This window comes from Myxococcota bacterium, assembly GCA_040387835.1.
Taxonomy (GTDB): Bacteria; Myxococcota; UBA727; order UBA727; family JABDBI01; genus JAZKCZ01.
On record JAZKCZ010000002.1, the window covers coordinates 653801 to 667138 of the forward strand.

At 49.0% G+C, this 13338-nt stretch carries 16 protein-coding genes; 7 read left to right on the forward strand and 9 right to left on the reverse strand.

Annotation, left to right across the window (positions count from 1 at the left end; genetic code table 11):
- Positions 1-56 precede the first annotated feature (56 nt).
- Positions 57-2057 (reverse strand): hypothetical protein, encoded by a 2001-nt coding sequence (locus V4534_05855; protein MES2504387.1) that lies wholly within the window; start codon positions 2055-2057, stop codon positions 57-59.
- 145 nt (positions 2058-2202) lie between these two features.
- Positions 2203-2913 carry a response regulator gene (locus tag V4534_05860; protein MES2504388.1) on the reverse strand — a complete coding sequence of 237 codons (711 nt, stop codon included), beginning with the start codon at positions 2911-2913 and terminating at the stop codon, positions 2203-2205.
- 101 nt (positions 2914-3014) lie between these two features.
- Between V4534_05860 and acpP the strand changes: the two genes are divergently transcribed.
- Entirely contained in the window at positions 3015-3245 is a 231-nt protein-coding gene (gene acpP, locus V4534_05865; GenBank protein MES2504389.1) for an acyl carrier protein, read from the forward strand.
- A 2-nt stretch (positions 3246-3247) separates the two neighbouring features.
- Entirely contained in the window at positions 3248-4210 is a 963-nt protein-coding gene (locus tag V4534_05870) for a C45 family peptidase (GenBank protein ID MES2504390.1), read from the forward strand.
- On the opposite strand, the gene V4534_05875 is transcribed toward V4534_05870, so the two are convergent.
- Together V4534_05875 and V4534_05880 are read right to left on the reverse strand one after the other, a co-directional pair.
- Positions 4158-4625 (reverse strand): dihydrofolate reductase, encoded by a 468-nt coding sequence (locus tag V4534_05875; GenBank protein MES2504391.1) that lies wholly within the window; start codon positions 4623-4625, stop codon positions 4158-4160. The genes V4534_05870 and V4534_05875 overlap by 53 nt on opposite strands.
- The gene (locus V4534_05880) at positions 4622-5401 is read right to left on the reverse strand and encodes a thymidylate synthase (GenBank protein MES2504392.1); all 780 of its coding nucleotides are present in this window, start codon (positions 5399-5401) and stop codon (positions 4622-4624) included. Before V4534_05880 ends, V4534_05875 begins: the two co-directional genes overlap by 4 nt.
- A gap of 15 nt (positions 5402-5416) precedes the next feature.
- Here V4534_05880 and V4534_05885 point away from each other — a divergent pair, with 15 nt between their 5' ends.
- Both V4534_05885 and V4534_05890 read left to right on the forward strand, forming a co-directional pair.
- A complete protein-coding gene (locus tag V4534_05885; protein ID MES2504393.1) occupies positions 5417-5632 on the forward strand; it encodes a hypothetical protein in 216 nt (71 codons plus the stop codon).
- A gap of 7 nt (positions 5633-5639) precedes the next feature.
- Entirely contained in the window at positions 5640-6803 is a 1164-nt protein-coding gene (locus tag V4534_05890; GenBank protein ID MES2504394.1) for a hypothetical protein, read from the forward strand.
- A gap of 247 nt (positions 6804-7050) precedes the next feature.
- Here V4534_05890 and tnpA read toward each other — a convergent pair whose 3' ends face one another.
- From tnpA to rpsP, 5 genes are all read right to left on the reverse strand, one after another.
- Positions 7051-7503: an IS200/IS605 family transposase gene (gene tnpA, locus V4534_05895; protein ID MES2504395.1), complete on the reverse strand. Its 453-nt coding sequence runs from the start codon at positions 7501-7503 to the stop codon at positions 7051-7053.
- A 281-nt stretch (positions 7504-7784) separates the two neighbouring features.
- Complete coding sequence (gene trmD, locus V4534_05900; GenBank protein MES2504396.1) at positions 7785-8441, reverse strand: tRNA (guanosine(37)-N1)-methyltransferase TrmD; 657 nt, start codon at positions 8439-8441, stop codon at positions 7785-7787.
- Positions 8438-8944 (reverse strand): ribosome maturation factor RimM, encoded by a 507-nt coding sequence (gene rimM / locus V4534_05905; GenBank protein MES2504397.1) that lies wholly within the window; start codon positions 8942-8944, stop codon positions 8438-8440. Before rimM ends, trmD begins: the two co-directional genes overlap by 4 nt.
- Positions 8925-9185 carry a KH domain-containing protein gene (locus V4534_05910; GenBank protein MES2504398.1) on the reverse strand — a complete coding sequence of 87 codons (261 nt, stop codon included), beginning with the start codon at positions 9183-9185 and terminating at the stop codon, positions 8925-8927. Before V4534_05910 ends, rimM begins: the two co-directional genes overlap by 20 nt.
- A gap of 5 nt (positions 9186-9190) precedes the next feature.
- On the reverse strand, positions 9191-9448 hold the full coding sequence (rpsP, locus tag V4534_05915) for a 30S ribosomal protein S16 (protein MES2504399.1): 258 nt from the start codon (positions 9446-9448) through the stop codon (positions 9191-9193).
- A gap of 52 nt (positions 9449-9500) precedes the next feature.
- On the opposite strand from rpsP, the gene V4534_05920 reads away from it, so the two are divergent.
- The 3 genes from V4534_05920 to V4534_05930 all read left to right on the forward strand — a co-directional run bounded on the left by V4534_05920 (position 9501) and on the right by V4534_05930 (position 13335).
- A complete protein-coding gene (locus tag V4534_05920; protein MES2504400.1) occupies positions 9501-10679 on the forward strand; it encodes a thiolase family protein in 1179 nt (392 codons plus the stop codon).
- 6 nt (positions 10680-10685) lie between these two features.
- Complete coding sequence (locus tag V4534_05925) at positions 10686-12842, forward strand: bifunctional (p)ppGpp synthetase/guanosine-3',5'-bis(diphosphate) 3'-pyrophosphohydrolase (protein MES2504401.1); 2157 nt, start codon at positions 10686-10688, stop codon at positions 12840-12842.
- Between the two features lie 61 nt (positions 12843-12903).
- Complete coding sequence (locus V4534_05930) at positions 12904-13335, forward strand: hypothetical protein (protein MES2504402.1); 432 nt, start codon at positions 12904-12906, stop codon at positions 13333-13335.
- The last annotated feature ends 3 nt before the right edge of the window (positions 13336-13338 follow it).

Here is a 13338-nt window from a genome sequence, read left to right on the forward strand (position 1 = left end):
CCAAGAACGCTTGTGGCATTCGGCGGACTCCGAAGAGGGAAGACTACTCAGTATTACTAGATCAAGGTAATCAAGTCAGCTGACAATACTGCGCTGCCTGTGAAGCCAAGCAATACGAAGTTTTCGATAGCGCCTGCTGCAGTCGTTCCGTTACTATCAAACTCAACCAGGGTATCTGGACCAGTCAAGCTAACAGTAAAGACACCTGTAGAGGTATTATAAGTTCCTCGAACAAGAGCGATAGAGTCGGTTGTACCTGCTGCGGAAAGAAGTGCAGTACTGATCGCTGTTGCTCCCGTAATCGTACCGGCAGCGTAAATAGCAATCTTATCACCAGCAATCATGCCTGTGTACACATCTGTAGCAGTCAAAACGGTCACACCGGATGTAACTGCACCTGAAAACGACTGAGATGCAGCTGTATAAGCAATAGTGTCAGCGCCAGTACCAACAGTCACGGTATCGCCGCCTGCCAATCCTGTCACAGTATCGTTACCGACACCTGTGGTGATGATATCAGCGGAAGTCGAGCCTGAGGTAGTGAAGTTCCCTGTCAAAGCGGAACCATTGATGATTGCACCAGCTGCTGGAGAACCCAACGTTGTCGATGGAGCATTGCCTGACAAAGTAAAGGTCGTGTTAGCACTGCTTGTCAAAGCGGTCGCACCGATGGTGTTTGCAGCAACGCCGTTTGAAGCAATATTAACGTTTGTCAAACCTGTAACAACCAACGTTGGGATTGCGTGAGTGGAGGCATCTGTAGTAGCACCCAAGTTAACAGCAACATCAGTAACGCCTAAAGCGCCAGCCAAAGTTAGAGAGGTAGCTGAGAATGCAGCAGTAGCGCCTACGCCAACGTCAACCACGCTTCCTGTTGGTAGACCTGTTATAGACTGAGTCAAAGCTGTAGTATCAACTGCGAAGTGTTTGATACCAGAGGTTACCGAACCGGCAGTCAACGTAACTGCTGCGTTCAAGCTAAGGACTTCAAAACCAAGTGCAGCATTGATTTTAGCAAATTCAGCTGCCGAAACAGTGGTATCTGCGAGGCTCAACTTATCAAGAGCGCCTGCACCACCATTAAGTTGCGAACCAGCAATAATATTAGCTAGACCATCGTTCACCAAGGCAAGGGTATCGTTTCCTGAACCACCTGTGAAAGTAAACGCAGCTTTAGGAGCAGCTGCTAAAGTAGCCTTCACACCGCCAGTGCTTGCGCTTGCGTCAATGCTATTTAGAGCACCTGCATCGGTAGCCGATAAAGTGTAAGCCAACGATTGAGCACCGGAGACCTTATGAGACAAAACGCTTGCCGGACCTGTAAATGTTCCTACTTTATTGGCTGCAGTATTTGAATTGATATTCAAAGTAGTGGCAGCGGCACCTGTAACGTCAAAGTTGGCCGGTGCAGCGACATTAGTTTGATAGCCGTTAAAGGTAAGATTCAGCGCGGTAGCAACCGGAGAAGCAGCCCACACAACAGCGCCTGCAGCTGTTGCAGAAGTCGAGCTTGCAACGCTTAGACCCTGGTCTGCGCCTGTGGTAATGGTTATACCGGCGGTTCCTACATTATCAAATGAGTAAAGTTCAACGCCGTTGTTTGCCTTGCTGTAAAGACTCGATAAATCGATTGAACCCGTCAAAGCAGTTACGAACCGAACCTGTTCAACGCTTTTGACAGTTGCAGTCGCAGATGGCATGTTTGCCAAGCCAGCAGTAGCTACTACGCCGTGAACATTAAACACATCGTATCCGGCATTGCCATAAATACTATCGCCCGACTGCATGGTTTGAAACGCAGCATTTCCATTGTCACCAGTAAATACATCGTTGCCATCACTCCCCTGTAACGAATCGATACTTGTGGTCAACGATTCGATCTTTCCCGTTACAGTTGGCGTCGTTGGTGTCGTCGGAGTCGTCGGTGCGTTCGGGTCAACCGATGCGCCGCCGCCTGTCGTTGTTGAATCTCCACAGGAGATTGCCCCCACAAAGAGGGCTGTCAAAGCCACTACGGTCAGCGGCCTTTTCCTTAAAATCGTCATTATAGCCTCCATATGAGGGGGAAATCCCCTCTTATTCTCATTGAAAGTAACTTAGGGTCAAATCCACATTCAAGCAGGCGGCTTCTTTTTTTTATTAAGATTGAAAAAAAATATCGAAGAAGCTAGCAAAATAGCGGGTTTAGGTCTGAAAAATAAATTAGATATCTGCCAATAAGCCCGACGCCGCTTCCAGTTTAAATGGCTTGGGAAGGAAATCTACCGCACCTAAAGCCTTGGCATCTTCTCGAGAGGTGATATCGCTAAAGCCGCTCATCAAGATAACTGGCGTATGAATGCCCTCGGCTTGGAGTTTTTTGAGGGCTAAGATGCCGTCGAGATCGGGCATGCGGATGTCCATTAGAATACCATCAAACTCGTTTTTGCGGGCCATCTCGACCGCTTCCTGACCGTTTCTGGCTTCTTTCACATCGAAACCTTTTTGATGTAGGTAATCAGCCAACAATTCTCTTAGGAAATCTTGATCATCGACGACTAAAATACGGGTCGCTTTTTTACCGCCAAGACTTTTTAAACCCTCAAAGATGGAATGCAGCGAAAAAGGCTTTTTGAAAAACTGAAAGCCGGTGTTCGCGTTCTCTTGTTCAATCGCGTCAGAAGGCTGAGCACTCATTAAGATGAAGCGGGAATTGGGCGACTTCGCTTTGAGTTGGTTGATCAGTGAAATTCCGTCAATATCAGGCGTGGTGAGATCTAAAATAAAAGCGTCAAATTTGTTAGTAGCTGCAAGTTGCAAACACTCGCTACCAGTTGATGCCACAGTCACATCGAGGCCTTTTTTTGATAAAAACTGAGACAACACTTGGCGAATTAATTCCTGCCCATCACAAATTAGTACCTTTTTTCCCATCTTTTTGCCCTCTTAATTAACAATATAAATGATCAAAAGCCAAAATTGCCAGGCATTTTGATCTTTCTTATGCTATTGACGGGTTTTTGAGGAGAAACCACATGGATATCGAACCCCGCATTAAAGCGATTATTGCAGACCAACTCGGCGTATCGGAAGAAGAAGTACGTTCTGAGGCTCGCTTTATCGAAGATTTAGGCGCCGATTCGCTGGATATTGTTGAACTCATCATGGCCATGGAAGAAGAGTTTGAAATTGAGATCCCAGATGAAGAGGCTGAAAAAATCTTGACGGTCGGAGATACCATCGAGTACGTCAAAGCGCATCAATAGGCATGAAAGCGTACGCATTTCAAAATACTTCTGCCAGAGAGATAGGGCTTGAACATGGAGAAGTGTTCAGGGATTCCGTCCGCGCCATGGCCAGTATCCGCATGGATTTGGTTTTAGGGGAGCCTGCATTTGGCTCCAAAGAACAAGTTCTAGACCTAGCGACGCAGCATCTTCCTATTTTAGAAGCCTATGATTTAGACCTCTATCATGAGCTCCTAGGCATCGCAGACGGCGCCGGGGTTACGCCTGAAGAAATCGTCGTTTTAAACCATTATACAGACCTTAGAGACATCGGCGGATGCACGATGGTTTTTGTGCCATCTCCAACTGGTAATTTATTAGGCCAGACCTGGGACATAGACGCTTCTGCGCTGCCGCATACGCTGCTGCTTCAGTTCAAAGATGCCTTGGTATTATCCGTGGCCGGGTGTCTCGGCTTAACTGGCTTTAACTCACAAGGCGTGGGCATTTGCATCAATAATCTGAGCAGCTTGGATGCTCGCGTGGGCTTGGTATGGCCAGCATTGGTGAGACGGGTGCTGCGCGCGCGATCCGCCAAAGAAGGCAGCGATTTGGTGATGAATGCACCGCTGGGCTCTGGGCATCACTATGCCGTGGGCGATAAGAGCGATTTCTTTGGCATCGAAACCAGTGGAACTCGCAAAAAACTGGTGCAACACGGCACAGATAAGCCCCATTTTCATACGAACCACTGTTTAGACCAGGAAATCGCTGAAGTTTCGACGGTTAGAACAGGCTCAACCACCTACCATCGTTACAACACCACCGAAACAGGCTTGAGCCAGCAAGTGCCTCAAGATCTTAAAGGGCTTTGGAAAGCACTTGCAGCCGTCTCCATGGAGCCTGGAGACAATGCGGTGGCCACTTGCGGCGCAATGGCCATGAATCTCACTACGGGCGAGTGGCATGCATGCCAGGGGCCTGCACGCGCTGAAGACATCTAACGCGAAACTCTTCGAAATCATCTTCCTGGGTTAGCTCCCACTCGGATGGTTCATAAGCGGGGAAGTAGACATCCCCTGGATAGTCCTTCTTAATGATCGACAAAATCATATGGGAGGCCAATGGCAGGCACTGCGCATAGATTTCAGAACCGCCTGCAATGATAACTTCAGGTGCATCGGATTTTTGTTCGAGTGCTTCTTGCAAACTTAAGCCATGCCTAGAAACGACAATCATTTCCCGGCCAGGCAGCGTTTTGCCACCAAGGGATTCGAAAGTTTTGCGCCCCATGATCATAGGCTTGCCCATGGTAACGCGCTTAAAATGCGCAAACTCAGCCGAAATGTGCCACGGCATTTGACCAGCGCGACCAATCACACCCGTTTGTGTCATGGCTGCTACGAGCACTAATTTCATATAGCCACCGGTGCGCTAAGTCTCGGGTGATGCTGGTAGTCTTCGATTTGAATATCTTCGAATTTAAAATCGAATAGGCTTTTTATCTGCGGATTGAGTTTCAGTGTAGGGAGCGGATAAGGCTCACGGCCCAGCTGGATTGCTACCTGCTCCATGTGATTGGAGTAAATATGTGCATCGCCAAAGGTGTGGATAAAATCTCCCACTTTCAAATCGCACACTTGTGCCACCATGTGGGTTAAGAGCGCATACGACGCAATATTAAACGGCACACCCAAAAAGGCGTCCGCGCTGCGCTGATAGAGCTCGCAAGACAGCTTGCCCTCGGCCACATAAAACTGAAATAGCGCATGACACGGCGCTAACGCCATCCGAGGAACATCCGCAGGGTTCCAAGCGGAGACGACCAGTCTTCTCGAGTCTGGGTTTCTTCGAATTTCATCGACTATCCAGCTGATTTGATCGACACCGCCAAAATCTCGCCATTGCTTGCCGTAGACGGGGCCCAGATCACCGTTTGCATCCGCCCATTCGTCCCAAATTTTGACGCCATTTTCTTTCAGGTAGCCAATATTGGTGTCGCCTTTTAAAAACCACAGCAGCTCATGGATAATCGAGCGTGTATGGCACTGTTTGGTCGTTACCAGAGGAAATCCCTTATTTAAGTCAAAGCGCATTTGGTAGCCAAAAACACTCATTGTACCTGTATTGGTGCGATCTGCTTTTTGCACACCATGATTTAATATGTGTTTTAGGAAATCCAAATAAACTTGCATGGGTTTTGTATAGGCATGAAACTGATTCACATTCAAACCCAGCAGGATCTATTTAGTGATCCGACTTTTCAAAAAACGATGTCTGAACTGGGGATTATCATTCCCACGGCCCTCCAAAAGAATTTTAACGGCAAAACGCGTGTCTATCTAGATGACCCGGAATTCCTAAAAGCTTTCAAACAGTTCTATTTTGAACACGAAATGAATCCAAATCTCTACGAATGGCGCTAAAAGCAGCATGCCAGGATTATGTAACGTCAGATGGATACCCGCTCACGCCTTTCCACCACCTTTGCCTAAGCCTGCCATGGTTGATGCAGCGACCGAGCCGGTAGATATGCAGCCCACAGCTGCCGCCCGAGCCGTGGTCGTTCACCCACCAGCCCCGCCTCAGGTACACGACCTTGCCTCCCGCATAACAGCTGGTCTCGCCATTCATGCACCTGCGCCAACGAAACATGGCGTCAACGGTTCTTTTTTTATTCGGGATAAACACGGGCATAGATGCGCCATCTTCAAGCCCATGAACATGGAAGCGGGCATGCCGAAAAACCATCGTTTAGGACCCGGTGAAAATGTTCAGTTCAGAGAGAGCATTTTGCCAGGCCAAGGGGCTGGCAACGAAGTATTGGCTTATAGACTAGACAGGCATGCTTTCGAAGGCCGCTACGGCCTACCTAAAACAATTTTGATCAAACTGTCCCACCCAGCCTTTGAGGGCGAGGAGCTCGGATCCGCTCAAGTCTTTTTGTCTAATGCTAAGCCCTTATCTGACTTAACCCAGGCAGAGCGTGAAGATATCCCCATGAAGGAATGGCAAAAACTGAACTTTCGCCTCATCTCCGGGAGTACTGACGCACATTTCGGAAATATTCTGTATTCAACCGATGATAAAAAGCTCTACTTAATCGATAGCGGCGATGACTTTGTAGGGGAGAAGGGCCAGTGCCAATACTATAGCCCTTGGGCCATGATGCCAAAATCGAATCAACTAATGACGCAAGATGAATATGAATTTTTAAGCGGACTAAACGTGGCAGAAGCGATGAATGTCTTTGCAAAAGCCGCCCGGGCAAATGAAGAACAGTGCCCGACCTTAAAAGTGTCTGACGATAAATACTTAACGCAAATCTTGCGGCTTAAATTGGCCAAAGTAGCAGGCCAGATGAAACTAACCCAGGCCGAATGGTTCGATATTATGACCAGGCATCGCGACCGCTATAATATGCCCGTGGCGTCCAACATGGAGGAAGTATACCGCCACCATATCCGTAATTGCATCGGCGATGGTGAGACTTGGCAAAAATCCACGGAAAGAGTTAACTGGCGTCATATCGAACAGGAATTCAAGGCGCTGGCGCAGCAAAGGATTAATCGAAGGCGGATGGCGATATTTAGGTGATGCTCTGTCAGAACGATATCTGGCGTTGCGATTTCCTGCGGACGTTGCCTTGGACCTACGCCGCCCGTTGGGCTGGCTATGGTCCAAGCTGCTGGCACTTATCGATGCCGTTGGCATCTCCTCGATCTCGTTTTGACATCTGCAAGATGTCTAAGTGCCAGTAGCCTGGGTTGAACGAGCGCAGCGAGTGAGGCCCAGGTCGATAGGTGGACACCCGCCTCCCATAGAGCTCTGTAGGAGCGACCGTTCAGTCGAGTAAATATTGCTCCTGATATGGCACATTAGACATTGTTAAAAATTTGATAAGTTCGTTCTTAAAGGTTTGTTTCCGATGATGGATTTCCTGATTTCGAATATATTGGCGCACGTGTTCGATTTGGGATTCGCTAACAGAAAAAACACCGTAACCGGTTTGCCAGGCAAAATGTCTCAGGCCTATATCTTTAGTCTTTAACCACCGTGATGTTGAGGTTTTCAACATAGAGATGAATTCGGATAGTGCGACCGTGCGCGGCAATGTTAAAAGAATATGGATATGGTCACTCACACCGCCAACTTCATATACATGCGAGCCGTTATTTTTAGCGACGGCCGTTAAATATTGATAGCAATCTGATCTCAATTCCGGCACCAACCAGGGGTTCCGGCATTTCGTGCTAAATACGACGTGCAATTTTACAGATGCGAGAGATTGGGACATTCCGATACATATTATTGTAGATGGTCATTTGGCTATCGCTCTTACAGAGCTCTATGGGAGGGGGGGGCCATCTATCTACCTAGGCCTCACTCGCTCCGCTCGTTCAACCCAGGCTACTGGCACTGAGACATCTTACAGATGTCAAACAAGATCTAGAAGATGCCAACGACATCGACAAGTGCCAGCAGCTTGGACCATAGCCAGCCCAACGGGCGGCGTAGGTCCAAGACAACGTCCGCAGGAGATCGTTCGGTCCAAGGTACAAAAAGGTACGAAGGGTACTACTTTTTAACGGTCCTTTGCTGCCTTTCCAACAATCTCGCTGCTTCAATCTTCTGATGATTGCCACTTAGTAAAACCTCGGGAACCGTATGGCCTTCAAAATCTACCGGTCTGGTGTACTGGCGGTGCTCAACCAACCCGTCCGCATGGCTTTCCATATCTAGCGACTCAGGGTTTCCAAGAACGCCAGGGACATATCTAGTTATCGCATCCAGCATCACCAACGCAGGCAACTCGCCGCCGGTTAGGATATATTCGCCGATGGAGAACGATTCATCGACATAGTGTTCGATTCTTGCATCAATGCCTTCATATCTGCCGCAGACGAAGATGAGATGCTCGTAAGCTGCCAGACGTTTGGCATCTGCTTGCGTGAAAGGCTTTGCGGCTGCGTCAGATAATATAACACATGTTTTGAGGTCTGGCTTTTGAGCGCCGCGTAAGGCCGCTACGACCACGTCAACCTTCATAACTTGGCCGGGGCCGCCGCCGTAAGGGGTGTCGTCGACAGTTTTGTGTTTGTTGGTCGCGAAATCTCGGATTTGGATTTCGTTGATTTTGAGTTGGCCGGCTGTAACCGCACGGCCCAAGATCGATGCGCTAACGATAGAACGCGTGCTTTCAGGAAACAGCGAAACGAAACTGGCTTCGATCACAGATCATACCCTTCAGGGAGATCTAGGACGATCTGCTCAGCTTCTTCGTCGATTTTTACCAGAAAGGGCTTGATGAAGGGGACCAGGACATTGGAAGACAGCTCGACCAAAATTTGGGCGCGGTTGTCGGTAAAGCCTGAGACTTCGCCTAAGGGTTTACCTTCAAGATCAACGGCAGAAAAGCCAATTAAATCAGACAGATAAACTTCGTCATCTGGGATATCGATAAAATCAGAGCGCTGAATGAAGATTTCGGATTTGATCCATTTTTCCGCTTCGGTGCGATCGTGAATGCCTTTGAATTGCACTCGATCGCCGGACAGGACCTGATCGATTTCCAGCGTTTTCAGAGGCTCAGATTTCGAACGGACGATGGTTAATTTAATGCCAGGCCTGAGGGATTCACCATCTGGGTGAATTAGGTGCACGCATAGAACACCTTTGATGCCATGGGCTTTGGTAATAAAACCTAAAGGGATCAAATCAGGATGGGGTTGGTTCATTTTCAGAAACGGGTTCTAGGATTTCTAGAGAAACTTCTTTGGACTGATTGGCCGCAAAAGTGGATACCACCAGACGCATCGCTTTCGCTGTACGGCCTCTTTTGCCGATGACTTTTCCTAAATCAGCATGCGAGACGTGAATTTGATAGCTTAAGATCTTATCGGTGGTTTTTTCTTCGATCTTCACTTCGTCGGGTTTTTCCACCAACGAAGTTACCAAATAGTGAACGAGGTCTTTCACAGTGCTTAGACAGCAGCAGTAGGCTGAAGCTTGCTAAAACGTTTAACCAAATCAGCAACGGTGTCAGACAACTGAGCGCCAGTTTTTTGCCAGTGTTGGATCCGATCAAGTTTCAAATTGATAGGTGCTGTCTCGGCTCTAGGGTCGTAAGTTCCCACTTGTTCAATAAAACGCCCATCGCGGGGCTTGCGGGAATCTGCTACCATCACGCCGTAAAAAGGGCGATTTGTAGAACCACGACGAGATAGTCGAATAACAACCATGTTTAAAAAGCTCCTGAATGTGCCATACAATCCCAAAAAAGGAGCTTTGTCAATGGAGCCTGTGATTTTAAGCGCCATCAGAACCCCGATCGGCAAGGTAAGAGGGTCGCTCAGCACTATCAGACCGGACGATCTTTTGGCAATGGCTTTTAAAGAAGCAACCCAAAGGGCCGCTATCCCAGACACGGCCATTGATGAATGCTTTGCGGGCTGCGCCAACCAAGCTGGCGAAGACAATCGCAATGTTGCGCGCATGAGCGTGCTGCTTGCTGGATTCTCCGAACAAATTCCAGCCACTACGGTTAATAGACTTTGCGCCTCTGGCCTAGAAGCCGTTGTCCAAGCTGGCCGCGCTATCCGCACGGGGGACGCGCAAGTCTGCCTTGCAGGCGGCGTGGAAAGCATGACGCGCGCCCCTTATGTGATGGCGAAACCCGATAAATCCTTCCCTGGTGGAACGCCGCAAATATTTGATTCTTCACTCGGCTGGCGATTCCCTAATCCCAAACTAGCCGAACGCTTCCCTTTAGAAACCATGGGTGAAACGGCCGAAAATATTGCCCAAAAATATGGCATCTCGCGTCAGGCTCAAGATCAATTTGCCTTAGAAAGCCACCAAAAGGCCGTGCTTGCGAGTCAAAATGGCCATTTTGATGCCGAACTCCTGAAGCTCGATGAGCTTACCCAAGATGAATGCCCCCGCCCAGATACAACCCTGGAACAACTGGCCAAGCTAAAACCAGCATTTAAAAAAGATGGATCCGTCACTGCCGGTAATAGCTCAGGCCTCAACGATGGTGCGGCGGCCCTAATTGTCGCTTCGTCTGCCTACGCCCAGCAAAACGGCCTAAAGCCCATGGCCACGATTTTAGGCAGTGCCGCCTACGGCATCGACCCCCGTTTCATGGGCCTTGGCCCGGTGCCTGCCACGCAAAAACTGCTCACCAAATTAGGACTCTCGATTGATGACATTGATCTGGTAGAGCTTAACGAAGCCTTTGCAGTTCAGGCCCTGGCGGTCATGCAAGAATTAAAAATCCTGCCCGCAAAGTTAAATATATCCGGCGGAGCACTCGCACTCGGGCATCCACTTGGGTGTTCCGGGGCGCGCATTTTAACCACATTGGTTCATAATTTGCATCGAACAGGAAAAAAATTAGGCTTAGCCACACTCTGTGTGGGCGTAGGACAGGGTTTGAGTATGATTGTCCGAAGCGATATGCTACCATAGCAACCCATGATCCGACTGAGTGATATTTTCGACATTATCAAAGGTTATCACCCTCAGGCGGATTTTGATCTCATTCAAAAGGCTTACGTCTACTGCGCCAAAGTACACACGGGCCAAGTCCGCAAAAGTGGCGAGCCCTATTTGTGCCATCCGATGGAAGTGGCCAAAATTTTGGCCGAGCTCAAACTGGACGAAGCCAGCATATGTACCGGCCTTTTGCACGATACCGTTGAAGATACGCCGGCAACTCAGGAAGAAGTAGAGCAACTTTTCGGCAAAGACATTGCCTCCTTGGTAGACGGCGTCACCAAACTTTCTCAGGTGAAGTTTAAAAGCACCGAAGAAAAAATGGCCGAAAACTTTCGAAAGATGCTCGTGGCCATGTCCAAGGACATCCGCGTCCTCCTGGTAAAACTAGCTGACCGTCTGCACAATATGCGAACGCTGCAGTTTATGTCCCCTGAAAAGCAGGAAGCGATCGCCGAAGAAACCCTAGAAATCTACGCCCCTTTAGCCAATCGCCTGGGTATCGGTTGGATAAAAATCGAGCTCGAAGACTTAAGCTTTAAGTACCTACGCCCCGGCGATTACCAAGACCTCAAAGAAAAAGTCGGCAAAAGCAAAAACGAACGCAGCCGCTTTATCGAAGAAGTCTCCAGCGAAATTCGCCGATCTCTCACCGAGGGCGGTCTCAAAGAATTCGACGTATCTGGGCGCCCAAAGCATCTTTGGTCCATCTACCGGAAGATGGTCGACAAAAATCTGGGCTTCGAAGATATCCATGACCTAATCGCCTTTAGAGTATTGGTCGGCACCATCAGCCAGTGTTACGAAGCCCTAGGTGCCATTCACACCATCTGGCGGCCAGTCCCCGGCAAATTTAAAGATTATATCGCGATGCCCAAACCCAATGGCTATCGCAGCTTGCATACGACCTTAATTGGCCCTAAAGGCGAGCGCATTGAAGTTCAGATCAGAACCTTTGACATGCATCAAGTGGCGGAATCTGGCATTGCCGCTCACTGGAAATATAAAGAACATGGCGGCCAACCCATTGCTGTCAACGAAGTGGCCGATCGCGGCTTTTTATGGCTTCGCCAGCTCATGAACTGGCAGCGCGAGCTGCGAGATCCCAATGAATTTCTAGACTCGGTTAAAGTCGACCTCTTCTCCGAAGAAGTTTACGTGTTTACCCCAAAAGGTGACGTCATCGAGCTGCCCATCGGCGCCACCGTGGTCGACTTCGCCTTTGCCATCCATTCCAACATCGGCATGCACTGCATTTCCGCCCGAGTGAACAATCAAATTGCGCCCTTAAGGCACATTTTGAACAGTGGCGACACATGCGAAATCATTACGCAGAAAAACCAGCAGCCCAATCGCTCCTGGCTAGAATTTGTCAAAACTTCCAGAGCGCGCACCCGAATTCGCAACTTCTTAAAAAACCAAGAACGCGAAAAGAGCGAAGAATTGGGCCGCGAGCTGTTAGAAAAGGAATTCAGGCGCTACAATACTTCGCTGCAGAAATGGCTTAAAAACGAGATTTTGGTCGATTTCATCAAGCATGATGGCCTCAGCGCGCTCGGTTACGGAAAGATCGAGCCTAAAACCATTATCCAGAAAGTTCTACCGCCGGAACAACTGGAAAACGCGACCCCTGAAGCGCCGAGAAGTCGCATCAGCCAAATCATTGATAGGTTTGCCGGCAAAACAAGCACCGGCATCCAAGTGGAAGGCATCGAACACGTCCTAGTTCACTACGCCAGATGCTGCATGCCGGTGAAAGGCGACCCAGTCATCGGTTTCATCACCAGAGGCCGCGGCCTCACCATCCATCGGCGCAACTGTCCTAAGATTTTGGAACTGGACTCCGAGCGACGCATCGATGTGAGCTGGAACCAAGAATCGACCTTAACCAGACCGATTTTCATCAAAGTCACCACCGAAGATCGAGAAGGCATGTTAGCCGATCTTTCCACTGTTTTTTCAAAGATGAGCGTCAACATTTCAGAAGCCAACTGCAGAACCTACGGCAACGGCCAAGCGGTCAACACCTTCAAATGCGGCATTTCGGACTTAAGTCAGCTAAAGAACATCTTTAAGACCTTAGAAGCCATCAAAGGCGTCTACTCAGTAGAACGTTCCCGCTCCATCATGAGCTAGCAAACATGTCATCGGTCAAACGTCCGATGCGCTATTAAATCGCGCCTCTCTACAATCAAACATGCTTCTACTCGCACTGTTTTTAGTCGCGGCAACGCCACAAGATCTAGATAAAATGATTGATTCAATCGAAAAGCAACCCGCCGTGAGCGATGCCAGGCGAGATTGTTCGAAAAAGAAAGTAGACGCTTTGCAGGATCTTAAGAAAAAACTGCGCCAAGCAGCTGCAGATCTCAGAGACGCACAAGCAAAAGCCGACTTAGCCAAGCAAACCCGATATGCAGCCAAAATCGAATTCATCTTCCAAAAGGCGGGCCAACTTCTTCAAGACAGCGCCGCCTGCTTCGGGGACGGCCCAGCAGATCCTCTCATGGAAACAGCTGCCGAGGCTGCCTTAAGAGATAACACCTCCACCGCCCCATCGGCGGTGGCACCACCCATGACACCAGCAATCGCCGCAATCGGACTAAATCCTGCAACACCGTCCGAGTAAACT